The 22,901-nt window shown below is 56.5% G+C and carries 25 protein-coding genes and 2 tRNA genes; 13 read left to right on the top strand and 14 right to left on the bottom strand.

Annotated features, from left to right (window positions below; genetic code table 11):
• Positions 1–72: 72 nt before the first annotated feature.
• A complete protein-coding gene (gene tyrS / locus GGQ73_RS08845; protein WP_183895633.1) occupies positions 73–1,326 on the bottom strand; it encodes a tyrosine--tRNA ligase in 1,254 nt (417 codons plus the stop codon).
• Between the two features lie 149 nt (positions 1,327–1,475).
• On the opposite strand from tyrS, the gene GGQ73_RS08850 reads away from it, so the two are divergent.
• On the top strand, positions 1,476–2,597 hold the full coding sequence (locus GGQ73_RS08850; protein WP_183895635.1) for an anhydro-N-acetylmuramic acid kinase: 1,122 nt from the start codon (positions 1,476–1,478) through the stop codon (positions 2,595–2,597).
• Positions 2,598–2,770: 173 nt separating this feature from the next.
• Here the strand turns inward: GGQ73_RS08850 and GGQ73_RS08855 are convergent, their stop codons facing one another.
• Entirely contained in the window at positions 2,771–3,448 is a 678-nt protein-coding gene (locus GGQ73_RS08855) for an alpha/beta hydrolase (protein WP_174153335.1), read from the bottom strand.
• Between the two features lie 212 nt (positions 3,449–3,660).
• Here GGQ73_RS08855 and GGQ73_RS08860 point away from each other — a divergent pair, with 212 nt between their 5' ends.
• The 8 genes from GGQ73_RS08860 (at position 3,661) to sufA (ending at position 11,338) form a co-directional block, all read left to right on the top strand.
• The gene (locus GGQ73_RS08860) at positions 3,661–4,830 is read left to right on the top strand and encodes a cysteine desulfurase family protein (RefSeq protein ID WP_183895636.1); all 1,170 of its coding nucleotides are present in this window, start codon (positions 3,661–3,663) and stop codon (positions 4,828–4,830) included.
• Between the two features lie 179 nt (positions 4,831–5,009).
• Positions 5,010–6,479 carry a Fe-S cluster assembly protein SufB gene (gene sufB / locus GGQ73_RS08865; protein ID WP_174153333.1) on the top strand — a complete coding sequence of 490 codons (1,470 nt, stop codon included), beginning with the start codon at positions 5,010–5,012 and terminating at the stop codon, positions 6,477–6,479.
• A 53-nt stretch (positions 6,480–6,532) separates the two neighbouring features.
• On the top strand, positions 6,533–7,162 hold the full coding sequence (locus GGQ73_RS08870) for a hypothetical protein (protein WP_183895638.1): 630 nt from the start codon (positions 6,533–6,535) through the stop codon (positions 7,160–7,162).
• A gap of 12 nt (positions 7,163–7,174) precedes the next feature.
• Positions 7,175–7,930, top strand: a complete 756-nt coding sequence (gene sufC, locus GGQ73_RS08875; RefSeq protein ID WP_174153332.1) for a Fe-S cluster assembly ATPase SufC — start codon at positions 7,175–7,177, stop codon at positions 7,928–7,930.
• Positions 7,931–7,951: 21 nt separating this feature from the next.
• Positions 7,952–9,223, top strand: a complete 1,272-nt coding sequence (sufD, locus tag GGQ73_RS08880) for a Fe-S cluster assembly protein SufD (RefSeq protein WP_183895640.1) — start codon at positions 7,952–7,954, stop codon at positions 9,221–9,223.
• Positions 9,216–10,466, top strand: coding sequence for a cysteine desulfurase (locus tag GGQ73_RS08885; protein WP_183895642.1), 1,251 nt, complete (start codon positions 9,216–9,218; stop codon positions 10,464–10,466). Before sufD ends, GGQ73_RS08885 begins: the two co-directional genes overlap by 8 nt.
• Positions 10,467–10,478: 12 nt before the next feature.
• Positions 10,479–10,862: an SUF system Fe-S cluster assembly protein gene (locus GGQ73_RS08890; RefSeq protein ID WP_174153329.1), complete on the top strand. Its 384-nt coding sequence runs from the start codon at positions 10,479–10,481 to the stop codon at positions 10,860–10,862.
• A gap of 86 nt (positions 10,863–10,948) precedes the next feature.
• Positions 10,949–11,338, top strand: a complete 390-nt coding sequence (gene sufA, locus GGQ73_RS08895; RefSeq protein ID WP_174153328.1) for a Fe-S cluster assembly scaffold SufA — start codon at positions 10,949–10,951, stop codon at positions 11,336–11,338.
• An 88-nt stretch (positions 11,339–11,426) separates the two neighbouring features.
• Here sufA and GGQ73_RS08900 read toward each other — a convergent pair whose 3' ends face one another.
• The 5 genes from GGQ73_RS08900 to GGQ73_RS08920 all read right to left on the bottom strand — a co-directional run bounded on the left by GGQ73_RS08900 (position 11,427) and on the right by GGQ73_RS08920 (position 16,191).
• Positions 11,427–12,344, bottom strand: a complete 918-nt coding sequence (locus tag GGQ73_RS08900; protein ID WP_183895644.1) for an MYG1 family protein — start codon at positions 12,342–12,344, stop codon at positions 11,427–11,429.
• 81 nt (positions 12,345–12,425) lie between these two features.
• The gene (gene greA, locus GGQ73_RS08905) at positions 12,426–12,908 is read right to left on the bottom strand and encodes a transcription elongation factor GreA (protein ID WP_183895646.1); all 483 of its coding nucleotides are present in this window, start codon (positions 12,906–12,908) and stop codon (positions 12,426–12,428) included.
• Between the two features lie 64 nt (positions 12,909–12,972).
• Entirely contained in the window at positions 12,973–14,181 is a 1,209-nt protein-coding gene (locus GGQ73_RS08910) for an ABC transporter permease (protein WP_183895647.1), read from the bottom strand.
• Positions 14,171–14,890 carry an ABC transporter ATP-binding protein gene (locus GGQ73_RS08915; RefSeq protein ID WP_183895649.1) on the bottom strand — a complete coding sequence of 240 codons (720 nt, stop codon included), beginning with the start codon at positions 14,888–14,890 and terminating at the stop codon, positions 14,171–14,173. The genes GGQ73_RS08910 and GGQ73_RS08915 overlap by 11 nt, the downstream gene beginning before the upstream one ends.
• 14 nt (positions 14,891–14,904) lie before the next feature.
• On the bottom strand, positions 14,905–16,191 hold the full coding sequence (locus tag GGQ73_RS08920; RefSeq protein WP_183895651.1) for an efflux RND transporter periplasmic adaptor subunit: 1,287 nt from the start codon (positions 16,189–16,191) through the stop codon (positions 14,905–14,907).
• 271 nt (positions 16,192–16,462) lie between these two features.
• On the opposite strand from GGQ73_RS08920, the gene GGQ73_RS08925 reads away from it, so the two are divergent.
• A tRNA-Pro gene (locus tag GGQ73_RS08925) sits at positions 16,463–16,539 on the top strand.
• A gap of 104 nt (positions 16,540–16,643) precedes the next feature.
• On the opposite strand, the gene GGQ73_RS08930 is transcribed toward GGQ73_RS08925, so the two are convergent.
• Positions 16,644–16,790 carry a hypothetical protein gene (locus GGQ73_RS08930; RefSeq protein WP_174153322.1) on the bottom strand — a complete coding sequence of 49 codons (147 nt, stop codon included), beginning with the start codon at positions 16,788–16,790 and terminating at the stop codon, positions 16,644–16,646.
• 242 nt (positions 16,791–17,032) lie between these two features.
• Here GGQ73_RS08930 and GGQ73_RS08935 point away from each other — a divergent pair, with 242 nt between their 5' ends.
• Positions 17,033–17,338: an ETC complex I subunit gene (locus GGQ73_RS08935; RefSeq protein WP_183895653.1), complete on the top strand. Its 306-nt coding sequence runs from the start codon at positions 17,033–17,035 to the stop codon at positions 17,336–17,338.
• Between the two features lie 15 nt (positions 17,339–17,353).
• Positions 17,354–17,430: transfer RNA gene (locus GGQ73_RS08940), tRNA-Arg, on the top strand.
• A gap of 41 nt (positions 17,431–17,471) precedes the next feature.
• Here GGQ73_RS08940 and GGQ73_RS08945 read toward each other — a convergent pair.
• The 6 genes from GGQ73_RS08945 to GGQ73_RS08970 form a co-directional block, all read right to left on the bottom strand.
• Positions 17,472–18,287 (bottom strand): site-specific integrase, encoded by an 816-nt coding sequence (locus GGQ73_RS08945; protein ID WP_183895655.1) that lies wholly within the window; start codon positions 18,285–18,287, stop codon positions 17,472–17,474.
• Positions 18,288–18,617: 330 nt separating this feature from the next.
• Entirely contained in the window at positions 18,618–18,782 is a 165-nt protein-coding gene (locus GGQ73_RS08950; protein WP_183895657.1) for a hypothetical protein, read from the bottom strand.
• A 2-nt stretch (positions 18,783–18,784) separates the two neighbouring features.
• Positions 18,785–19,288 carry a hypothetical protein gene (locus tag GGQ73_RS08955; protein WP_183895659.1) on the bottom strand — a complete coding sequence of 168 codons (504 nt, stop codon included), beginning with the start codon at positions 19,286–19,288 and terminating at the stop codon, positions 18,785–18,787.
• 306 nt (positions 19,289–19,594) lie between these two features.
• A complete protein-coding gene (locus GGQ73_RS08960; RefSeq protein ID WP_183895661.1) occupies positions 19,595–19,855 on the bottom strand; it encodes a hypothetical protein in 261 nt (86 codons plus the stop codon).
• Positions 19,852–20,136, bottom strand: coding sequence for a hypothetical protein (locus tag GGQ73_RS08965; protein ID WP_183895663.1), 285 nt, complete (start codon positions 20,134–20,136; stop codon positions 19,852–19,854). The genes GGQ73_RS08960 and GGQ73_RS08965 overlap by 4 nt, the downstream gene beginning before the upstream one ends.
• 212 nt (positions 20,137–20,348) lie before the next feature.
• On the bottom strand, positions 20,349–22,112 hold the full coding sequence (locus GGQ73_RS08970) for a hypothetical protein (RefSeq protein ID WP_183895665.1): 1,764 nt from the start codon (positions 22,110–22,112) through the stop codon (positions 20,349–20,351).
• Positions 22,113–22,350: 238 nt separating this feature from the next.
• Between GGQ73_RS08970 and GGQ73_RS08975 the strand changes: the two genes are divergently transcribed.
• The coding region (locus GGQ73_RS08975; RefSeq protein WP_459559273.1) for a transposase family protein at positions 22,351–22,901 on the top strand (551 nt) is incomplete at its 3' end.

Consider the following 22,901-nt stretch of genomic DNA (forward strand, 5'->3'; position numbering starts at 1 on the left):
TTTCATAAACGTGCAAAAACAAAAAAAGGCAGCGCGAACGCTGCCTTTTTGTTTTTGTGAGACCGCGAAACCCTACGCTGGACGCACCAGAATGTGCTTCTTCTTGCCCAAGGACAGTTTGATCACACCATCTGCTGTGACTTCGCCTGTACCGATGACCTGACGTTCATCGGCCATGTTCCGGTCGTTGATCTTGACCGCACCGCCCTGAACGTGGCGACGCGCTTCGCCGTTGGAGGCGGCCAGACCGGCACGGACGATGAGCGAGAGAAGGCCGATGCCTGCTTCAAGCTCGGCTTTTGGCACATCGATCGACGGCAGGTTGTCGGCAAGCGCGCCCTCTTCGAAGGTCTTGCGTGCCGTGTCTGCTGCCTGCTCCGCATTGTCACGACCATGCAGCATGGCGGTGATTTCGGTCGCGAGGATCTTCTTGACCTCGTTGATCTCAGAGCCCCCCAGCGCCGAGAGCCGTGCAATCTCGTCCATTGGCAACGTCGTGTAGAGCTTGAGGAAGCGCGATACATCGGCATCTTCCGTATTGCGCCAGTATTGCCAGAAATCATAGGCCGACAGCATGTCCGGGTTCAGCCAGACGGCACCATTCATCGACTTGCCCATCTTCGAACCCGAAGAGGTGGTCAGAAGCGGCGATGTCAGGGCGTAAAGCTGTGGCGTGCCCATGCGGTGACCGAGGTCGATACCGTTGATGATATTGCCCCACTGGTCCGAACCGCCCATTTGCAGCCGGCAACCGGTGCGCTTGTTCAGTTCCACGAAGTCGTAGGCCTGAAGGATCATGTAGTTGAATTCGAGGAACGAAAGGGACTGCTCGCGGTCGAGACGCGTCTTGACGCTTTCGAAGGACAGCATGCGGTTGACCGAGAAATGGCGGCCGACATCCCGCAGGAATTCGAGATAGTTGATATCGCGCAGCCAGTCGCCATTGTTGATCATCAAGGCAGGCGCGGTCGCTGCGTCGTAATCGAGGTAGTTGGCGAACACGCGTTTAATCGATGCGATGTTGCTCTCGATCGTATCGATCGTCATCAACTGACGCGCATCGTCCTTGAACGAGGGATCCCCAACCATGCCGGTGCCGCCACCCATGAGGGAGATAGGCTGGTGGCCGGTCTTCTGCATCCAGTGCAGCATCATGATCTGGATCAGACCGCCAGCGTGGAGGCTGGGCGCGGTCGGATCAAAGCCGATATAGGCAGTCACGGTTTCCTTGGCGAAAAGTTCATCGAGACCTGCCTCATCGGAGATCTGGTGAATGAAGCCGCGCTCATCGAGTGTGCGGAGGAAATCGGACTTGAACCTGGACATAACCTTTTTCTTTCTGGTTGGGTCTTCTGCATCACTGAAATGCCAGTGAATGCCGCGCCTTTAGCATCATTTTTTGAAAAGTGCACCCGTTTGCGCCATGAATATCGGCAATCTGGTATGAGTTGATTCCAGCAGGCAGGAGAACTGATATGGGCGAAGTCAGAACGGCGATAGGGCTGATGAGCGGCACGTCCATGGATGGCATAGACATCGCGCTCTTGCGCACAGACGGCGAAAGCGTCGTCCACCACGGGCCGAGCGGGTATTTTCCGTATGATACCCAACTTCGCGAGACATGGAAGAAAGCGCTCATCACTGCGAAAGCCATCAAGCAGCGCGATGAGCGCCCCGGCGATTTGGCAGATGCCGAGCGCAAGCTGACCCTGTGTCATGCAGCGGCGTTGAAATCCTTCCTGCTGCGCCATAAACTCCAATCGACCAATATCGATCTCATCGGCTTCCACGGCCAGACCGTGCTGCATCGGCCGGACGATGCCTTGACGGTGCAGATCGGCAACGGCACATTGCTGGCGCAGGAGACAGGTATCGATGTTGTCTATGACATGCGCGCCAATGACATGGCGCATGGCGGGCAGGGCGCGCCGCTCATTCCAGTTTATCACGCAGCACTTGCCGCCAACCTTCCGGCACAGTTCGACACACCTGCCGTCCTTGTCAATATCGGTGGCATTTCCAACCTGACCTTTGTGGGAGACGATGGCACGCTGGCGGCTTTCGACAGCGGCCCCGGCAACATGCTGATCGACCAGTGGATCGAAGCGCATACCGGCAAGGCGTATGATAAGGGCGGGGAGACCGCGGCCCGAGGGGCGGTCGTTCCGTCGCTGGTGTCACGTTACATGGAAAGCCCGTTCTTCTCTGCCAATATCCGTCGCTCGCTGGACCGCTCCGATTTCCTGCCGCCCGTGAAGGGTGAGGTGTCGCTTGAAGATGGCGCGCGGACACTGGCGCATCTCACGGGGGCCGCGATCTTGAAGTCCGCGAGCTATTTGCCGGAAGCGGTGAAAACCTACGTCGTTTGCGGTGGCGGGCGTCTGAATCCCGTGATCATGCGTGAATTCGCAGAGCAGGCCGCAAAACAAGGGGCAAAGGTTATTGCAGCAGAGCAGGCGGGTTTCGATGGCGGGGCCATGGAGGCGGAAGCCTGGGCTTATCTGGCCGTCCGGTCGCTGAGAGGCTTGCCGCTGACATATCCCGGTACGACGGGCGTGACCGAGCCGGTCACGGGTGGGGTTTTGGCGAGGGTTTAGGGGGGGCGGTGGCTGTCGTGCCGGTGAAAAGAGCGCTCGCCACGTTCGTCATATCAGGGTTTGTCCCGAGCATCTGCGACGTCGCAATTTTGGAACCGTGAGTAGATCCTCGGGACAAGCCCGAGGATGACGGCAAACAAGAAACCGCGGTTTCGCTTGGTCTTCTCGAAGTTTCAGCGAATCCGCTTCGCGGCAGGCTCCGGCACCAGTTCGCCGTTGAGGCGGCGGTCCAGATAATCCTCGCATTCAGCCATCAGGGTATCGACCTGACCACTGAAGAAGTGGTTTGCACCGGGAAGGGTGCGGTGGGTGATGAGAATGCCCTTTTGGGTCTTCAGCTTCTCCACCAGAACGTTGACGTCCTTTTCAGGCGCGACCTTATCCGCATCACCATTGATGATGAGGCCGGAGGACGGGCATGGTGCCAGGAACGAGAAATCGTAGGTATTCGGCTGCGGAGCGATGGACATGAAGCCTTCGATCTCAGGGCGGCGCATCAGAAGCTGCATGCCGATCCAAGAACCGAAGGAGTAACCGGCCACCCAACAGCTCTTTGAGTCGGGATGTAGGCTCTGTACCCAATCCAGTGCCGACGCGGCATCCGAGAGCTCGCCAGCACCGTGGTCGAACTCGCCCTGGCTGCGGCCGATGGAACGGAAGTTGAACCGCAAAGTCGTGAAGCCGCGCTTCTGGAACAGGTAGAACAGTTGGTAGACGATCTGGTTGTTCATCGTGCCGCCGAACTGCGGGTGAGGGTGCAGGATGATGGCAATCGGGGCGCTTTTTTCCTTTGAGGGCTGGTAACGGCCTTCGAGGCGACCCGCAGGGCCGTTGAAAATGACTTCGGGCATATGGACTCCGGTCGTGTTTTTCTGTTTCTGACCCTTTCCATGCGCAAGAAGACTTGACGCGGATGGTCAGCTTTTCTAAAACCCAGTTTAGAATTATTCGAAACTTCGTGTGCTGTCTGCACTGTTGAATGTGTCATAAGGCAAGCAGAGCGGAAATTTCAAGGAAAATGCGCTTCGGCGATCAATCATAGATTAGACAGAACAGTTTCCCCATGAGCACGATGACGCGCACATATCTCGACTGGAACGCGACGGCACCTTTGCTGCCCGCCGTAAGGGATGCGTTTGTCTCCGCTCTCGATATGCACGGCAATCCCTCGTCGGTTCACAAGGAAGGTCGTGCGGTGCGTGCCGCAATCGAATCTGCGCGCCGTGATGTGGCAGCGCTGGTCGGTGCGCAGGCTTCACATGCCATCTTTACCAGTGGTGCGACGGAAGCTGCCAATCTTGTACTTTCGCCCGCCTTCAGGATGGGGCGCTCAGCGCTGTCCATCGGCCATCTCTATGTTTCGGCCATCGAGCATCCAGCCGTTCGCGAGGGTGGACGGTTCGAAAAGAGTAATGTCAGCGAAATAGCCGTTACGGCTGACGGCATTCTTGACCTCGCAAAGCTTGAAGCTGCACTGTCGTCTCACGATGCCTCCAGAGGTCTTCCTATGGTCGCGCTGATGCTGGTCAACAACGAAACCGGGATTATTCAACCTGTAGCGGACGCGGCGGGCCTTGTTCATGCTGCCGGCGGATTGCTGGTGGTGGATGCCGTGCAGGCCGTTGGCCGGATCGCGGTTGATATCGAAGCGCTTGGCGCTGATTTTCTGATCGTGTCTTCTCACAAGATCGGCGGACCCAAGGGCATGGGCGCTTTGATCTCCCGCGGCGAGGTGATGATGCCGAAACCGTTGATCCACGGTGGCGGGCAGGAAAAGGGTCATCGGTCCGGCACGGAAAACACCTCTGCCATCATCGGTTTTGGCACGGCAGCCTCCGAGGCCGCCCGTCATCTTGACGCGGAAGTGCAGCGTTTGAATGTGCTGCGCACGATGTTGGAAGATGCGATGCGCGTCGCTGCACCCGATGTCATCATCCACGGTGCCGATGCCGCGCGTGTTTCAAACACCACGTTTTTCACCGTGCCGGGTCTGAAGTCCGAGACGGGGCAGATCGCCTTCGATATCGAGGGCATCGCGCTTTCTGCGGGTGCTGCGTGCTCATCCGGCAAGGTGGGCGAGAGCCATGTGCTGACAGCCATGGGGCATGATCCGAAACTTGGCGCGCTTCGTATTTCGCTCGGAGCGGCGACAACCGAGGCTGACATCGACAAAGCCATTTGTGCGTTTGCCAAAATCGCAGGGCGGCGAAAGCTGGCCGTGCAGGCGGCTTGACGCCAAAACAAATACGGAAAGTCAAATTTCCGCTTGCCGGAGAGTGTGAAAAGCGCCATCCGAACACTAAATAAGGCATAACGATAAAAGTTATGCGCGACACGAATGAAGGCGGACCTTCCGTCTTGATACGTTGACAAGCCACCGGACCTTGGATCCGGCGAGATTGGAGAACGACTATGGCAGCGGTTCAGGAAACGATCGATCAGGTCCGCCAGATCGATGTGGACCAGTACAAATACGGTTTTGAAACCGAGATCGAAGTCGACAAGGCCCCGAAAGGCCTGTCGGAAGAGGTGATCCGTTTCATTTCCGCCAAGAAGGAAGAGCCTGAATGGATGCTTGCATGGCGTCTTGAGGCCTACCAGCGCTGGTTGACGATGGAAGAGCCCACATGGGCGCGCGTCAATTATCCCAAGATCGATTTCAACGATCTCTATTATTATGCCGCGCCAAAAAGCACGCCCGGCCCGAAGTCGCTCGAGGATGTCGATCCCGAGCTGTTGAAGGTTTACGAAAAGCTCGGCATTCCGCTGATGGAACAGGAAATTCTGGCTGGCGTCGAAAACCGCCGCGTGGCCGTGGATGCCGTGTTTGACAGCGTGTCGGTCGTGACCACGTTCAAGAAAGAGCTGATGAAGGCCGGCGTGATTTTCATGTCGATTTCGGAGGCCATTCGTGAATATCCTGAGCTGGTCAAGCAATATATCGGCTCGGTCGTTCCAACGACGGACAATTACTACGCAACGCTGAACTCGGCTGTCTTTACTGATGGCTCCTTCGTGTTCGTGCCAAAAGGCGTTCGTTGCCCGATGGAATTGTCCACCTATTTCCGCATCAACGAGAAGAACACCGGCCAGTTCGAGCGCACGTTGATCATCGCAGAAGAGGGCGCTTACGTGTCCTATCTCGAGGGCTGCACCGCCCCCCAACGCGATGAAAACCAGCTTCATGCTGCGGTCGTTGAGCTTGTGGCGCTGGATGATGCCGAAATCAAATATTCTACCGTCCAGAACTGGTATCCTGGTGACAAGGACGGCAAGGGCGGTATCTACAACTTCGTAACCAAGCGCGGCGATTGCCGTGGCCACCGTTCGAAGATTTCGTGGACACAGGTCGAAACCGGCTCTGCCATTACGTGGAAGTATCCGTCCTGCATTCTGCGCGGGGATGACAGCCGTGGCGAGTTCTACTCGATCGCCGTATCCAACGGTCATCAGCAGATCGACAGCGGCACCAAGATGATCCACCTCGGCAAGAACACGTCGAGCCGCATCATCGCCAAGGGCATCGCTGCCGGTTTCTCGGAAAACGTCTATCGCGGCCAGGTGTCGGCTCACCGCAAGGCGACCAATACGCGCAACTTCACGCAGTGCGACTCGCTTTTGATCGGCGACAAGTGCGGCGCCCATACCGTGCCTTACATCGAAGCAAAGAATTCGTCCTGCCAGTTCGAGCATGAAGCAACGACCTCGAAGATTTCTGAGGACCAGCTGTTTTACTGCCTGCAACGCGGCATTCCCGAAGAGGCAGCCATCGCGCTGATCGTCAACGGCTTTGTGAAGGACGTCATTCAGCAACTGCCGATGGAGTTTGCGGTTGAAGCGCAGAAGCTGATCGGAATTTCGCTGGAAGGTAGCGTGGGTTGATGACTTTTACGAATGACGCGAGCGTATACGACGATTTGCCTGAGGATGACGAAATGGCGTTCGTTATCTACAGCGGCAGGTTACGATCCAAACTTGTAAGATATGATAACGACGGTGACCCGCAGGTCGAGGATGTGCGTCTTTATCGAGGTCGTTTGATACAGGCATCTAAGACGTTTGATTTAACGCCGTTAATAATTGACACCATCAACGGTGGTGGCACCTTAAGTTCGTTTGCTGAAGCACGAGAGTATTTGTCTTCGATTGATGGGCTATTTGATTTCAAAATGTTGGCGGATTCGAGAAGTAGGACATCTGCCGTCTTTGATACCGTGGTTATCAGGGATGACTACAAAGACAGTATCCGCAATCTAGTGAACAAAATAAAAGTACGTATTGATAGTGCGGATCTAGGTACTCAAAAGCAGGAAAGTCTGTTTATTAAGCTCAACCTCTTTCTGAAAGAATTAGATAACGAGCGAACGAAGCTGACAGCACTTATGGCAGCATTTGTTCAAGTAAGCGGTAGTGTCGGAGAGGCCGCAGAGAAGCTTGGTCCCGCTGTCGATTTATTTGAGCGGGTAATGAAAGCGGTTGGTCTTGGAAGTCGCGAGATGCGCGGTCTCCCGAAAAGCGATGAGGAGCAGAAATTGCTTCCGCCACCAGAAAATCTTGAAGAATAGAGAGATCACAACATGCTTGAAATCATCGACCTGCACGCAAAGATCGCCGATACCGACACGCAGATCATCAAGGGCTTGAACCTGAAGGTTGCGGCTGGTGAAGTGGCGGCTATCATGGGGCCCAATGGCTCTGGCAAGTCCACGCTGTCCTACATTCTGTCGGGCCGTGAAGATTACGAAGTCACCTCCGGTGACATTCTCTATAACGGCGAAAGCATTCTGGAACTGGACGCTGCCGAGCGCGCGGCCAAGGGCATCTTCCTTGCCTTCCAGTATCCTGTCGAGATTCCCGGCGTTGCTACCATGCAGTTCCTGAAGGTTGCCATGAACGAGCAGCGCAAGGCACGTGGCGAAGCTGAACTGACGACGCCTGACTTCATCAAAAAGGTCAAGGAAGCCGCTGGCGATCTGAAGATCGACATGGATATGCTGAAGCGTCCGCTGAATGTCGGTTTTTCCGGTGGTGAAAAGAAGCGTGCGGAAATCCTGCAGATGGCGCTGCTTGAGCCAAAGCTTTGCGTTCTCGATGAAACGGACTCTGGTCTCGATATCGACGCGCTGAAGATCGTGGCCGATGGGGTCAACGCGCTGAAGTCTCCCGATCGTGCGACCATCGTCATCACCCACTACCAGCGTCTGCTCGACTACATCGTGCCGGATAGCGTTCATGTCCTCTACAAGGGCAAGATCATCCGTTCCGGTGACAAGGCTCTGGCACTGGAACTGGAATCCAACGGTTACGCCGACATCATCGGTGAAGCAGCCTGATTGGCTGGGAAGGGTGATGTGATGAACATGCAAACAACCAACCGGCAGACCCCAGCGGAAACAGCGCTGGCCGAAGCCTTTACGAAAAAGTTTGGCGAACTGCCGGGTGATGGCAACGTGGTTGCCGCACGTGATGTGCTGTTCGACGATCTGAAAACCGGCGGTCTTCCGACGCGCCGCGTCGAAGCTTGGCATTATACCGATCTGAAGACCCTGCTGCGTGCCATCCCCGAAGATGCGCCAGCACCGATGATCGAAAAGCGTGCGACACTCGTTGCCGGCTCGCCGGTGGCCTATGTGCTGCACGGCAAGGCAATCGATAGCGAGGTCGAAGGCTTCGATATCGCCAGCTATGCCGACAACCTTCTGGACGGCACCGCCGCCTCCGCTCTGGTTGCCGCCAGCAAGGACGATGCCATTGGTCGCATCAATGGCAGCTTCGTTCGCGATGGCGTTTCTGTCGTCGTTCCGGATGAGGCACAACTTGAAACGCCGCTGGAGCTTCAGGTCATCCATGGAGCAGGGCAGGTTCACACCCGTTTCCCGGTGCACTTCGGAAAAGGCGCGAAGGCTACGGTCATCGAGCGCCATCTGTCTGTGACGGATGAGGCTGCGTTCGTGTCTTCCGTCAGTGACATCACTGTCGATGACGGTGCGCAGGCGACATACATCATTTTGCAAACGCAGGGTGCCGCCGATACGCATCTGGGCCAGTTGCGGATCAAGATCGGTGCGGACGCCCATCTGCGCCTGTTCGTCATCAATGCCGGTGGCAAGCTGGTTCGGCAGGAATTGCGCGTCGATGTCGAGGGTGAGGGTTCCGACCTGTCGATCCGTGGTGTCAACCTGCTGGGTGGCGAAACACATACCGATGTCACCATGGTTCTTGGCCATAACGTGCCGAACACGACGTCGACGGAAGTCTTCCGCAACGTGGTGTTCGACCGCGCCAAGGGCATTTTCCAGGGCATGATCCGGGTTGCGCCCGATGCGCAGAAGACCGATGCCAAGATGGCCTGCAATACGTTGCTCATGTCTGATGATGGCGAGTTCTCGGCCAAGCCGGAACTGGAAATCTTTGCCGATGACGTGCAGTGTGGCCATGGTGCGACCGTTGCCGATATCAGCGACAACCATCTTTACTACCTGATGGCGCGTGGCGTGCCACGGGCGAAGGCGCGGGCGATGCTCGTTAATGCTTTTGTCGATGAGATCGTGGAAGAACTGGAAGACGAACATCTGGTAGAAGCGCTCGAGGGCATCATTGCCGACTGGTTGGACCGTCATGCCTGATAGCGAACGCGCCGTATTGGCTGCCCCTTATGACGTAGAAGCCGTTCGGAAGGATTTCCCCATCCTTTCGCGCGAAGTCTATGGCAAGCCGCTGGTTTATCTGGACAACGGCGCGTCCGCACAAAAGCCGCAGGTGGTCATCGACGCTATTTCGAATGCTTACGCAAACGAGTATGCCAACGTCCACCGCGGCCTGCATTTTCTCTCGAATGCCGCAACCGATGCTTATGAGGCGTCGCGTGAAAAGGTGCGCCGCTTCCTGAACGCAGGTTCGGTGGACGAGATCGTCTTCACGAAATCCTCGACCGAGGCGATCAATACCGTGGCTTACGGCTATGGCATGCCGAAGATCGGCGAGGGCGACGAGATCGTCCTTTCGATCATGGAACACCATTCCAATATCGTTCCATGGCATTTCATCCGTGAACGGCAGGGTGCGAAGCTCGTCTGGGTGCCGGTGGATGATGACGGTGCGTTTCACATCGAGGATTTTGAAAAAAGCCTGACGGAAAAGACCAAGCTGGTTGCCATCACGCATATGTCCAATGCGCTCGGCACTGTGGTCCCCGTCAAGGAAATCTGCCGCATCGCGCATGAGCGTGGCATTCCGGTGCTTGTCGATGGCTCTCAGGCTGCTGTTCACATGCCGGTCGATGTTCGCGATATCGACTGCGACTGGTATGTGATGACCGGCCACAAGCTTTACGGCCCGTCGGGTATCGGCGTGCTCTACGGCAAGGCCGACCGGTTGAAGGACATGCGCCCGTTTCAGGGCGGTGGGGAGATGATCCTCGACGTGTCCGAAGACGAGATTACCTACAACGAGCCACCGCACCGGTTCGAGGCGGGCACACCGCCCATCGTGCAGGCTATCGGCCTCGGTTACGCGCTGGACTATATGGAAGGCGTGGGACGTGCTGCGATTGCTGCCCATGAGGCGGATCTGGCGGCATACGCTGCGGAGCGTCTGCGCGACATCAACTCGCTGCGCATCATCGGCAATGCACCCGGTAAGGGCGGGATTTTCTCGTTCGAGCTCGAAGGCATCCATGCCCATGACGTCTCGATGGTGATCGACCGGCGCGGCATAGCCGTGCGCGCTGGCACCCATTGCGCGATGCCGCTCTTGAAACGCTTCGGCGTGACCTCCACATGCCGTGCATCATTCGGCCTTTACAACACGCGCGCGGAAGTGGACGCCCTGGTCGAAGCTCTCGATTACGCCCGCACATTTTTTGCCTGAAGGATCAGGACCATGACAACCGAGACAACTGAACCGAATACTGATGTAAGCGCCGTCGTCGCGACGTCTTCGACCATCGCGCCGGACGAACTGGCGCGCATCAGCGATGACGTGATCGCGGCGTTGAAAACTGTCTACGACCCGGAAATTCCAGCGGATATTTTCGAGCTGGGCCTGATCTACAAGATCGATGTCGAAGATGACCGCATGGTCAAAATCATGATGACGCTGACAGCGCCCGGTTGCCCCGTTGCTGGCGAAATGCCGGGATGGGTGGAAAACGCGGTAGGTGCCGTCGAAGGTGTGTCCGGCGTGACCGTCGAAATGACCTTCGACCCGCCATGGACGCCGGACCGCATGTCGGAAGAAGCGCAGGTTGCTGTCGGCTGGTACTAAGCCTTGATACCGGCGAACGATGAGACTAGATTTGAATCCATGAAAGCATCGGGCCTTGAACCCGCTTGTCGAAGGAGAATAGGCCCATGGGCTTTGCAGTGATGACGATGACAGAGGCAGCCGCTTCACGCGTCAATGAAATCGTCGGGAATTCCGGGCCGGACGCCAAGGGCCTTCGTGTTGGTATCAAAAAAGGCGGCTGCGCGGGGATGGAATACACCATCGACTTGGTGACAGAACCATCCGCCAAGGACGATCTCATCGAGTTCCAGGATGCCAAGGTCTGGATCGAACCTTCCGCCGTGCTTTATCTGCTTGGTACACAGATGGATTTCGAGACCACGAAAATGCGCGCCGGGTTTATATTCACCAACCCGAACCAGACGTCGGCCTGCGGTTGCGGGGAGTCGGTCGAGTTGAAGCCTGCTGATCTGGCCGTGCTGGCCAAGCAGCGCCAAGAGGCGGTCGGGGCTTAGGACTCGCCACGTGAGCAGATCCTCGGGACAAGCCCGAGGATGACGAACGAGTGAAGCGCTGGGCGTTTAATAATGTCCTTCTGTCGTATTAGACGGCTTCCCGCACAGCAATCTCAGCCAAGGCCAATGCTGCTTCTCGTGTCTTCGCGGCAGCAATAAATCGTCCGTTGTGACAGAAGGTCGCGCCTTCAACGCCGGATGCCGTCTCCAGATCGCCATTCGTCAAACCGGCCCATGCGGCTGGCAGATCGGCACGGAGCTCAAAACCCTCATCGGCGCGGCGGATGCCGGTAACGCACCAGTCCTTGTCGCGGGGGTGGACCACGAAGAGCAGGTGGTCTGCACCTGCCTTGATGATGGCGGGACGGAACGGCATGCCGCGGGTAAGTTCCAGAACGCGGCTTTGGCCTGCAATCTCGATGGAACGGAGGACCTGCGTTTCCGCGCGCAACTTCGCAGCCTTTTTCTCAATGCTGGCTTCGACGAAGCTGCGGGCGATCGAAAGGGCTGTATGGAACGCGAGATCGTCCGCTTTTGGGTCTTCATTGTCGAAGGTGGGTTTCAGTGTTTCCAGCAACGACGGTAGGGTCAGGCCCGCAAGTGGACCGGCTATCGATGGGCTGAGAGCACCATTATCCGTAAGGTCGATGGGCAGGACGAAGCCTTTGTCGAACGACAGATGGATTGTGTCGATGTGGTCGTGCGGAACGCCATAGGCGGCGAGATACTCGTGGCCGTAATGCTTCCAGATCAGCCCGAAAGAGCTGTAAGGCTGGCCGTCTTCGCGAAGTGGTGCGCCGCGCTGGTGGTGGTCGAAAATGCTGATATCGGCATCATAGGCACCGCCAACATCGTAAATGATGCGATCCTCGCCTGGGGTGATCCACTCCGGCGCGCGACTGCGAACAATCTGCGCGTCGGGAAACAGCCGGGTGAGGATGACGCTGGACAACAGTTCATCGGCATGGAAGCCACCGGAATGGGTGACGAGAAAATCCACTGACATGGGAGGACCGGCCTTATTGTTCGGAAAGAGCGTGTTTGATCGCTCAGATACCGTGTGTGCGGCAGTGCTGCAACCCGCCAATCAGGCGATTACGGTGATTTCCAGCTCCTGATCGCCAACTTGCACGAGGTCTCCCACTGCCTTGCCCAAAAGGGCGCGGGCGACAGGTGAGACATGGGACATCGACCCTGCTTTAGGGTCCGCTTCATCTTCTCCGACGATACGGAATGTTTGCACCCGCCCGTCATCTCTCTCGAAGGTCACAGTGCTGCCGAATGCGACGGTATCATTGTTTTCGGGGGCTGGCATGGGCTGGGCCGTGTGAAGCCTCTCGGAAAAATAGCGAAGGTCGCGCATATGCGGTGCGGCCACGCGTCTGCGCTCGTTGATGTCATCGATGGTGCTTGCCTCATCGATGGCTTTTCGGGCTTTTTCTACGTGTGCCGCAAGAGCTTTCAGCCCAGCCTCGGTGACAAGGTTCGGATGTGGTGAAACAGGGCGATCCGGCAGCTGTGTTTCTGCTGCGGTTTCGGCACTCTCTTCTTTGACAAATGCGACGCTCACTTCAAAACTCCTCTTTCACATCTTCCTTATATGGAGAAGGGATGGAGCAATGGCAATGAGCGGCCTACTCGTGCCGCAACGCTTCTATGGGGCTGAGACTTGCCGCCCTTCGTGCCGGGAAGTAGCCGAAGATGACGCCGATGGCGGCGGAAAACGCAAAGGCGAGCGCAATGATGGCGGGACTGGTGACGAAGGGAACACCCAGAAAACTGACGACGCTGTAGGCAAGCCCAAGGCCGAACAATATGCCTGCCACGCCGCCGAAGGCAGACAGCATCACCGCTTCTACCAGAAACTGCGTGAGGACCTGCTTTTCCAGCGCGCCGATGGCCAGCCTTATGCCGATTTCTCTCGTGCGCTCCGTGACCGATACCAGCATGATGTTCATGATCCCAATACCGCCCACCAGCAGGCTAACGGCTGCCACAGCACCCAGCAGGCCGGTCAGCAGCGTTGTCGTGCCCGTCATGGCCGAAGCAATCTGGGCCATGTCGTTGACGGTGAAATCGTCATCGCGACCGAGCGCAATGCGACGACGCTCGCGCAGCAGGTTCTCGATGTCGGATTGAACCTTCGCGGTCGATACGCCGTCCTGCGCCGACACCATGATGCTGGAAATGGTGGTGGTGCCCCCGATACGCCGCTGGTGGATTTTCAGCGGCATGATGATGGTGTCGTCCTGATCGTCGCCCAGGCCGGATTGTCCCTTGCGGGCCAGAACGGCAATAACAGGGCAGGAAATATTGCTGACGCGAATGGTCTGGCCGACCGGATTGGCGGCGCCGAACAATTCTTGACGCACGGTCTCGCCGATGATGCAGCCAATCTGGCCACCGCGATCCTCCGCCGGAAGGAATGAGCGGCCCTGCGCCAATGTCCAGTCCTGAGTGACCAGATAATCGTTGGTTGTACCCACGACGCTGGTCGAATGGTTCTTGCCACCATAAATGACGGTGGCGGCTGAGCTTCTGTTGACGGGAGCGACAGCTCTGATGCCGCCAAGCTGGTCTCGCATGGCCTCAACATCATGGTCGTTGAAACGTTTGGCCTCGGTGCTCGCCCGCCCGGGGCCGAACTGGCCGGGTCGCACGAACAGCATGTTGGTGCCAAGGCGCGACAGCTCGGATTTCACCTGTGCTGTCGTGCCGTTGCCGATCGTCACCATGGCGATCACGGCGGCAACGCCGATCACGACGCCAAGAACGGTCAGAAATGAGCGCAGGATGTTGCGGCTGATGGCGCGCAGGGCAAGACGCGCAGTTTCAAGAAACATCTGCCGCCTCCTGTCGCTCGGTGGCACTATCTGATTCGAGATGCCCATCTTTGAACCGCAGCAGCCGGTTCCCGTAGGCCGCGATGTCTTCTTCATGCGTGACCATGACCACTGTGATGCCCTTGTCGCGGTTGAGCGATGTGATCAACTCCATGATTTCCGTGCTGGTCCTTGTGTCCAGGTTACCGGTCGGCTCATCGGCCAGGAGCAGGGCAGGGCGGGTCACGATGGCGCGGGCAATGGCTACGCGCTGTTGCTGGCCGCCGGATAGTTCCTGCGTGGTGTGGTGTTCACGTCCGGCCAAGCCCACCTGCGCCAATGCTTCCATGGCACGAGGTCGCCGCTCCGCTGTTTTCATGCCTCGATAGATCAGGGGCAACTCGACATTTTCGACTGCCGAGGTGCGCGGCAAGAGATTGAAGCCCTGAAACACGAAGCCGAGCATATGCCGACGCAGAAGCGTCAGTTGTGCACTCTCAAATCCGCTCGTCGCCACGCCCTGAAACAGATATTCCCCCGCCGTTGGGGTATCGAGGCAGCCGATGATGTTCATAGAAGTCGATTTGCCGGAGCCGGATGGGCCCATGATGGCGACGAACTCCCCTTCGTGGATCGACAGGCTGACGCCGTTCAGTGCGCGAATCTTTGCTTCACCGATGCCATATTGTTTGACGACAGTGCGAAATTCGATGAGTGGTTGACCTGCCATGCGCGTTTCCCGCCTCAACTGCTGCGTTGGTTGGCGTCAGTGATGATCTGATCGTCGGGCTTGATCTCGCCGGATTTGATGGCCGTAAACTGGCCATCGGTCGCACCCGTTTCGACCGGCACGGCAACAGGGGCATTGTCGCGCAATACCCAGATGCTGCGTTTCGTCGTTTCTGGTTCACCACCGCTGCCGCCGCGCTGACGCCCCATGCGGGGCGGGCGAAACAGTCCCATCAACCCGCCACCACGGGAGGCTGATTCGCGCGGAGGCGTATAGCGAAGGGCAGCATTGGGAACGAGGATCGCGTCCTTTACCTCTTCAACGACAATGTTGGCTGTTGCCGTCATGCCGGGCCGCAACAGCAGTTCGGCATTGTCCACCGTCAGGATACCCTTGTAGGTCACGACGTTCGAAACGGTTTCGGAAGCAAAACGGACCGTTTCAATGGTGGCTGGGAAACTTTTTTCGGGATAGGCGTCGACGTTGAACGTTGCCGTCTGCCCGGTATCCACCTTGCCGACATCGGCCTCGTCGATGGCGACCTGCAGCTCCATATGCCGTAAATCACCAGCGATGGTGAACAGGACTGGTGCATTCAGGGAGGACGCAACCGTTGCGCCCGGGTCAACATCACGCGTCAGAACCACGCCATTGATGGGCGAGATGATCCTGGCCTTGCCGAGATTGAGTTCCGCAAGCCGCAGATCGGCCTCTGACGAGAGAACCGACGCACTGTTGACTTCGAGCGTTGCGGCGGCTGCATCATAGGTGAACTGTGCCACCTCCAGATCCTGCTGGCTGGAAACCTTGCTTTGAACCAGCGACCTCAATCGGTCCATCGATGATTTGGCGGAACCCAGATCGGCTTTCGCCTTCAGGACGCTGGCTTTGGCGGATGCAAGCTTGGCCCGGGCGCTCTGAACATCGGCCTCCAGCTTGTTGGTATCCAGTTCTGCCAATATGTCACCCGCTTTGACTGGGCTGTTATAGGTGACGTTGACCTTGCGAATGGTGCCGGAAAGCTCGCTCGATATATCGACCTGATCGGTTGGCTGCACTGAGCCTGTTGAGGTGACGATAACCGCGAGGTCGCCCTTCTTGGCATCCTGTGTTGTGTAGGTGTAAGCGACACCGGATTTGCCAGCGACGTAATAATAGGCACCCGAGCCCAGCAACACAAAGATCACCACCGTCGTATAGAGAAATCGGCGGGACTTCTTTTTACCGGTTTTGGCCGAAACCAGAATATCACGCAGATCGGGTTGCTCTGATGGCTGCTTCAGGTCGTTTCCGGAGTTCATTCTGTTTACCTATCAAGACAACGCCGTGGCTTATGCCTGCAAAAATAGTTTTTGCGGGTCATTGAGGTTTTTGGCGCTGTATCCGTCTCTCCGGTCCGGCTTCGCATAGGTTTTGCACGGGGTGAAGTGAAAACTTCGTAATATTGTCCCCGTTGGGGTACGGGTTCACGCCATTCCATCGCGAATGCAGCCCCGTGGAAAAAAAGAAAGAAAGATGATTTTATCTGTTGCAGGTCACGGGTGAACCGTGTATCTCCCCACCATCGAAAGACGGAGTGTAGCGCAGTCTGGTAGCGCATCTGGTTTGGGACCAGAGGGTCGGGAGTTCGAATCTCTCCACTCCGACCACTTTCAGAAGTCAATTTTTCCAATGACTTCTACAGTTTCCCTCATAAATAAGTTCAAATCTTAGGTGCCGTGCGCAATGCTTCGGCGCCCTGTGTTGTTCGCAATTATCCCAGATACTGGAAGTAGGCCCAGGCTGCGGCGAAAAATGCGATGACGCCGATGACGATGGCGAGTTTGCGCAGTTGCGGATTGGGTTTGCGTGGCTGCTTTGGTGGTTCCGGTTTGCGGAATTTTATGACGTTTTCGTTCATGTGTGACATCCAATTGCGTTGCGAGCCGATAAAATATGCTTCGCTTGCAAGGTGCAAGATGTCGATAGGTGTTTTCCTGATCTATGGGTTTTATGGTTTCCGCAATATGGGCGCTGCGGGCGGCTTGACTTCGAGAGTGAGTCGGTCCAATTGAGTTTTGCTATCGCGTTGTTATCAATCTATGATGTGCGACAAGCAGGATAAACGGAAGCAGCGTGATCGCAAGACCGGAGCAGTTTGAGATGTCTGCAAAAATCTATCGTCCAGCAAAGACTGCCATGCAATCCGGCAAGGCCAAGACGAATCTTTGGGTGCTCGAATTCGATGCCGAAGTTCCTCGCAAAATCGACCCCATCATGGGCTACACGTCGTCGTCCGATATGAACCAGCAGGTGAAGCTTTTCTTCGAAACGCAAGAGCAGGCTGAAGCCTACGCTCAGCGCAAGGGCATCGAATACCGCGTCATCCCTCCGCAGGAGGCAAGCCGCAAGGTTGTTTCCTACACGGACAACTTCAAATACAACCGCACGCAGCCGTGGACACACTAATTCGGTTAGACCGAAGGCCCCTTAGCTCAACTGGATAGAGCAACTGCCTTCTAAGCAGTAGGTCGCAGGTTCGAGTCCTGCAGGGGTCGCCACTTTCCCGTTTAAAATCAATTACTTAGATTTTCCGTCCGACTTATTTCCGACTTCCGTCCGACACTTCCGACATTCGTCCGACATTGCTCGTCATACGGCTTCCGTCATCCTGTGCCTGATCATAGGTTTTCCCATCGGTTTCGTGCCAGCTGATCATTTTGCGCATGGCGCTGTATGCTAGCTCCTGGTGCATTGCGAGATAGTGTTTCAGGATTTCGTTTGCGCTGTTGAAGTTGTGGCCTGTGATGGCGCAGATCTCGGGAATGGTGCAGCCCGCTCTTGCCAGCCAGGTGACCGCTGTATCGCGTAAGTCCTGGTCGCGGAGATCCGCGCAGCTTGGCATGGGTTGGATCTCTGTTCGGCTTCCCTGGCTCGGCATGCCCTTGGTTGCTGCCATCTGCACCAACTTATAGCGCTTGTAATAGCTGAACTTGTCGAACTGGGACCAGCTGCGCTCATCGAGGACGACGTGCGGAGAAACGATCTGTGCCTTCTTGCGGCGCTCCTGCATCAATTTGATACGGCTTGTCAGCTCCGGCGCTTCCGGAATGGAAACGATGGCGCCGGTTTTCATCTGGCGAAAATCGACGCTGCCCCTGTCCCGGCCGAGGAAGGTGAATAACAGCCGATCGTTCTGGCGCTGGCCTGTCCAGACGCCCAGGGCGATCATGTCGCCGATCTCCTCGAGGCCGATCGCGTCGGCAGCCTTAATCATCTGCTCGATCTCGGCCGGCGTGCCGGCGCGGATCCGGGGAGGCGGAACCTTCATGCGCAGTTTGTGAGCCGGGTTGACGTGCAGCTCCGGAAGCTTGCCGCGATCCATCGCCCATTGCAGGGCCGTGCCAAGCTGGCGCATGGTCGCCGAGGCCTGCGATATGCCGCTCTTGATCCGTAGCAGGTCATACATGCCCATGCAGATCGGCTTGGTCAGAGCGGCAGCCTCGGCGCTCTAGACGTCGGGCATGTGCTTTTCGATAGATTTGCCGTTCAGCCGATAATCATAGCGAGTTTTTGCAGAGAGATCCGCGACGGCCGGGTTTTTCTCCGGATGCAGCCAGTCTTCATAAAGGCGCTCGAGCGGATAGGTTGGCAGGATCTGCGCGACCTGGTGCGGCTTTGGTGCTGCGGCCTTCGGCTTTGCTCGTGCCTGTTCCCGCTTGTCCGCCTCGAGCTGGCGCGCGAATTGCTACGACCAGTCCATTGCCTGGCCTGCCGTCATCCAGCTTTGGTCCGTCTCGTTGCGGAGATCCTGCCCCTTATACCCGCGATCGCGCAGCGTCTTCGACGGTTCGAAACGTGGGCGGCCATTGCGCCATGTGATGTAGGGAATTTTTGGTTGAGGTTTTTTCATGGCTATACTCGAAACACTTTGCCGTTGATGGAGTAGACGGAGCCGGGAGCGATGCTGGCTCCACCGTTGGATATGATCCAGCCGCCGTAAAAATGAGAATAAGTGAAGTTGGCCTCGTGGGCGCAGCACTCTGCCTTCGTTGCGCGGATGCGATCGCCTGGCTTGAGGAGCGGTCGCAAGGCGACGTCGGCGAGATGATTGCGCAATTGGCTGAGGGCCACGCGCTGCTCGATGCTCGTGGCTTCGAAATCGGATTGCTCGTGCTCGCGTGAGGTTTGTGGCGTGTGCCGGCTGACAAGGTCGGCCCACTCACGAGCGATCTCGTCTTCCGCGTCGGCGCGCGTGTTGTCTCGGCAAAGCCAAGCATCTTTGGTGATGATGCTCTTGACGGTGAACCGTCCGCTGTCTTCCGTGATGTGGTGGCCCGTGTTTGAAACGCTGCCGACGCGTGCCCGAAAGCATTTGAGTTTGGGGTGGACGTAGAGTTCGGCTGTAATGGTGCCCATGGCTGGATCCTCTGAAATGAAAAAGCCCGGCGGTCACGCGAAACAAAGACCGCCAGGCAAGCCCGGTATTCGCATCGGCGTGCTGATCCGTTGCTACTTGCCGGGAACGGCTCCAGGGAGCTTTGGAGCCGTGGGGATGGTTTGGAGCGGAAAGAGGAGGTCAATACTCTTTCCGCTCCGTCTGCTTACGGCCAGGGCGGCTGGCACGAAGCAATCACTTGCGGCGGTAGGTGCGCCAGAAAAGGTAGAAGGTGACGGCCTGAGCAAACAGGATGGAGCCGATCGTCAGCGCGAGCTGAGTGGTGGTCATTGCACAACCCTCAAACGCGGCACGGCAGAGGGGAAGCGGAAAACGCCACCTTTCGAATGCGCCTCCTTGAGAATTGCCTGTGCTTCCACCATCATGGCGGTACGGTCGGCACCCACGGCGATGGCCTTGTGGAGATAGGTGTCGATCTCGTCGCGTGCGGCCTGCAATTCGCGCAGATCGTCCTCCAGTTGGCGCATAAGCTCATCCTGCACGCTGGCGACTTTCTGCAGTTCGTTGATGGTGTGACGGATGCTCATGCTTCACCGCCTTCCTGAGGCAGCAAGGGTGCATCATCAACGAGTGACAATTTGCTTGGCGAAATTTGCCGGATCAAAAGTTTGACGCCGCAGCACAAGCATTTCTCGCCCTCGATATGAAGGCCTCCAAACTTGCGCGTCACCTTCGCTAGGCTTCCATTTGGGTAAACGATGCCTCCAGCAGTTGTGATGTCAGCAAGCGTCATCACGTTGCGGCCGATCCATTCGCGCTCGGTTAGTTTGCTGTACATCGCTGGGCTGATTGGGGTTTGACTGCTCATGCGTCACCGCCCTGGGACATAAGGGATGCATAGTGCTCCTCGATGGCCCGGAGTTCGGCCGCGGCTTGAGCAGACGAGAAACCCAGATACGGCTGGCTTTTTCTCGATCTCTGTGGTGGGGACGAGTTACGGCGCACGCGTAAACTTGGCATTCACCCCAACTTCGGCTGGTGGATATGTTGATATGCAAATCCGATCAGTAGCCGGGAAGGTCAAGATCGCTCGGTTGTAGTTGAGACCGCGCAAGACACGTTGCGTTTGGACACAGAAACAAGCTCTCCATCGGTTATGATTGAATAGCCATTTTCCAGTAAAGCTGAACGCGCCGTATTCTCTAAAGGTATCGGCTTAAATTTTGTGAGCGCAATGACGTCAAAACATTGAGCTTTCACAGCCTCAAACAGGTCTCGTTCTGTTGAAAAATAGATGAGCCTGTTCTGCGCTCTTGACCCGACTAGTGCGCCTGATGGTCGGTTGAGAAACGCGTGAACAGCGATCGTAAGCGGAGTTTCTCCGTCGATGTCAATCTTTCCGAAACCGAACTCTTTCCGAAGGGGTGGGTAGCTTAAGAATATCCTTTCGACAGGCGATGTATGTTTTGCTCTTTGCAGACTCTTTCCAAATGACGAGTTGGCGTTAATTTCACCCACGCGTATCAGATATTGTGAGTTCATGAAAATCACTAAGACCGCGCCGACAGATAACACTATCGCCGCGATCTTTGATCTGAATGAAATTGATGCGATCGCAGTGACGCCTATGATCACAGATGGAACGAAGTACCTGAATGACCAAGGCGGCGCTGGAATCATGAAGCACGCCATACCGAGCGCAGCCAGCGCGCCAAGTGCAAGCGCGGTTCGCATGCCGTCGATCCATTTTCCCTTGACCTGATAAATCAAGAGACCAGCGCAAAGAATACCCGAAAAGCCAAAGCCGCCGGCCAACAGCCAACCGAACTGTTGTCCACTATCGGGGCTGCTTCGAATGAACATTCTTGCGACAAACCGTGAGCTATCAAGGAAAGTGGCTACCCCGGCCTGCACTGTCTCATTGGCGGTCCTTTTAAGAGGGGTGCCGTAGACGAAGATGTTGGCGATGTATCGACTCATAAACGCCAGGGAGATAACGAGGCTAAGAAGCGCCCCATTGACGAGCGTTAGAAAGCTTCTGCCTCTGATAGAGAGATAGACAAGAATGATGCTGATCATCGCTGCTGGAAACACAGCTGTTATCTTAGCGCCAACTGCCAAGGCGCAACAGGCGATCACCATTGCGGCAGACACCGCCGTTTGCTTCCGGCAGTAGATGACAATCCAAGACGCTGCCATTGCGACAGCAGGAACAGCGAGGAGATCACCCTTCAAAGTTCCTGCGACCCCAAGGCAGACCGGCGCAGTTGAAAGCACAGCAGCCACCATTGCCGACCACTGACGACTAGCACCAAGTTGCCTCGAAAGAAGGCAAATCGACAAAAAGGCAACCAGAAAAATCTCTAAGTTGCCAAACATAAGGCCTTGAACATTTCCAGCCGCGATGCCGTAGAGAAGGGCGTTTATCTCACCATTCCATTCGTTCGAGAAGATATTGATTTGCTCTGTCGGCATGTGGATTAGTACCGACTGGTAGTTCATCCAGAGGCCCAGGCGCGGTAGCCCATAGGTTTGCGCATCCAATGTAAACTCTTGGAAAAAGACGCACTTAAAAAGCTGAAACGCAAAGAATGCCGAGAAAAGTACCGATCCAAACGTGACAGTTTTCCCGAGTTCGATGCGCGGCTTTGACCATCGTAACGAAGTCGCGACAATGACCAGCAATGCGATCCAAACGGTGGTTGTTGTCAGGGCGTCGAAAGCGGACGCAACAAGAACAAAGATGATCAAAACGGCTTGGAGAAAAACCCACGCCATCAACCAAGCGGCTGAAGGGTTGCCCGCAATTTTTACAAGCGGACGTGAGTAGAGGGTAATCGCCATCAACTTTATCGCAAGCATGACGATGGCAGGAGCCACGAAGAGTAGGGATGTTAGCATACGCCCCCACTACCAGCGCAACGTGTAATTGCCAACTGCTAACTAACGCCGCTCGCGTGTTTGTTTTTTTCTTTGCCCGATCGGCACAATCAACGATATCGGTGCGCAGGTAAAATGGCTCTAGGTGTTTGATCCCGGCATTTGATGGTGCGATATTTTCCAGTGAATGGAAGGATGCACTATGGGCCAGGTTCACCACGCAAGCGCCACGACGACTGCGGCAGTCCGTCGAGCGATACAGCATAGTCAAGAGAGCCTGAGAGCGCTGGCCAAGCGCTACGGCATCAACCAGAAGACCGTGGCGAAGTGGAAGAAGCGAACTTCGGTCATCGATCTACCGACCGGTCCCAGCGAGCCGAAGTCCACTGTCCTATCGAGCGACGAAGAGGCGATTATCGTTGCGTTTCGCCGACATACGCTGCTGCCACTTGACGACTGCCTCTACAGCCTGCAAGCGACGATCCCGCACCTGACACGTTCGTCACTGCATCGCTGTCTGCAACGCCATGGCATCTCCCGGCTTCCCGGCATCGAGGGCGACAAGCCTGCCCGGAAGAAGTTCAAAGCCTATCCGATTGGCTTCTTCCATATTGATATCGCCGAGGTGCAGACGGCGGAAGGCAAGCTGTATCTGTACGTTGGCATCGACCGCACGTCGAAGTTCACCTTCATCCAACTCGCCGACAAGGCCACCACGGTCACGGCACGGGCCTTCCTCGATGCGCTTGTAGC

This window comes from Rhizobium skierniewicense (assembly GCF_014196515.1).
Taxonomy (GTDB): Bacteria; Pseudomonadota; Alphaproteobacteria; order Rhizobiales; family Rhizobiaceae; genus Agrobacterium; species Agrobacterium skierniewicense.

Bases quoted from the DNA above. Each gene is read 5' to 3' on its own strand.
- tyrS (WP_183895633.1), bottom strand. From the start codon at position 1,326: ATGTCCAGGTTCAAGTCCGATTTCCTCCGCACACTCGATGAGCGCGGC.
- GGQ73_RS08850 (WP_183895635.1), top strand. From the start codon at position 1,476: ATGGGCGAAGTCAGAACGGCGATAGGGCTGATGAGCGGCACGTCCATG.
- GGQ73_RS08855 (WP_174153335.1), bottom strand. From the start codon at position 3,448: ATGCCCGAAGTCATTTTCAACGGCCCTGCGGGTCGCCTCGAAGGCCGT.
- GGQ73_RS08860 (WP_183895636.1), top strand. From the start codon at position 3,661: ATGAGCACGATGACGCGCACATATCTCGACTGGAACGCGACGGCACCT.
- sufB (WP_174153333.1), top strand. From the start codon at position 5,010: ATGGCAGCGGTTCAGGAAACGATCGATCAGGTCCGCCAGATCGATGTG.
- GGQ73_RS08870 (WP_183895638.1), top strand. From the start codon at position 6,533: ATGGCGTTCGTTATCTACAGCGGCAGGTTACGATCCAAACTTGTAAGA.
- sufC (WP_174153332.1), top strand. From the start codon at position 7,175: ATGCTTGAAATCATCGACCTGCACGCAAAGATCGCCGATACCGACACG.
- sufD (WP_183895640.1), top strand. From the start codon at position 7,952: ATGAACATGCAAACAACCAACCGGCAGACCCCAGCGGAAACAGCGCTG.
- GGQ73_RS08885 (WP_183895642.1), top strand. From the start codon at position 9,216: ATGCCTGATAGCGAACGCGCCGTATTGGCTGCCCCTTATGACGTAGAA.
- GGQ73_RS08890 (WP_174153329.1), top strand. From the start codon at position 10,479: ATGACAACCGAGACAACTGAACCGAATACTGATGTAAGCGCCGTCGTC.
- sufA (WP_174153328.1), top strand. From the start codon at position 10,949: ATGGGCTTTGCAGTGATGACGATGACAGAGGCAGCCGCTTCACGCGTC.
- GGQ73_RS08900 (WP_183895644.1), bottom strand. From the start codon at position 12,344: ATGTCAGTGGATTTTCTCGTCACCCATTCCGGTGGCTTCCATGCCGAT.
- GGQ73_RS08910 (WP_183895647.1), bottom strand. From the start codon at position 14,181: ATGTTTCTTGAAACTGCGCGTCTTGCCCTGCGCGCCATCAGCCGCAAC.
- GGQ73_RS08915 (WP_183895649.1), bottom strand. From the start codon at position 14,890: ATGGCAGGTCAACCACTCATCGAATTTCGCACTGTCGTCAAACAATAT.
- GGQ73_RS08920 (WP_183895651.1), bottom strand. From the start codon at position 16,191: ATGAACTCCGGAAACGACCTGAAGCAGCCATCAGAGCAACCCGATCTG.
- GGQ73_RS08930 (WP_174153322.1), bottom strand. From the start codon at position 16,790: ATGAACGAAAACGTCATAAAATTCCGCAAACCGGAACCACCAAAGCAG.
- GGQ73_RS08935 (WP_183895653.1), top strand. From the start codon at position 17,033: ATGTCTGCAAAAATCTATCGTCCAGCAAAGACTGCCATGCAATCCGGC.
- GGQ73_RS08945 (WP_183895655.1), bottom strand. From the start codon at position 18,287: ATGCGCCAGCTTGGCACGGCCCTGCAATGGGCGATGGATCGCGGCAAG.
- GGQ73_RS08950 (WP_183895657.1), bottom strand. From the start codon at position 18,782: ATGAAAAAACCTCAACCAAAAATTCCCTACATCACATGGCGCAATGGC.
- GGQ73_RS08955 (WP_183895659.1), bottom strand. From the start codon at position 19,288: ATGGGCACCATTACAGCCGAACTCTACGTCCACCCCAAACTCAAATGC.
- GGQ73_RS08960 (WP_183895661.1), bottom strand. From the start codon at position 19,855: ATGAGCATCCGTCACACCATCAACGAACTGCAGAAAGTCGCCAGCGTG.
- GGQ73_RS08965 (WP_183895663.1), bottom strand. From the start codon at position 20,136: ATGAGCAGTCAAACCCCAATCAGCCCAGCGATGTACAGCAAACTAACC.
- GGQ73_RS08970 (WP_183895665.1), bottom strand. From the start codon at position 22,112: ATGGCGATTACCCTCTACTCACGTCCGCTTGTAAAAATTGCGGGCAAC.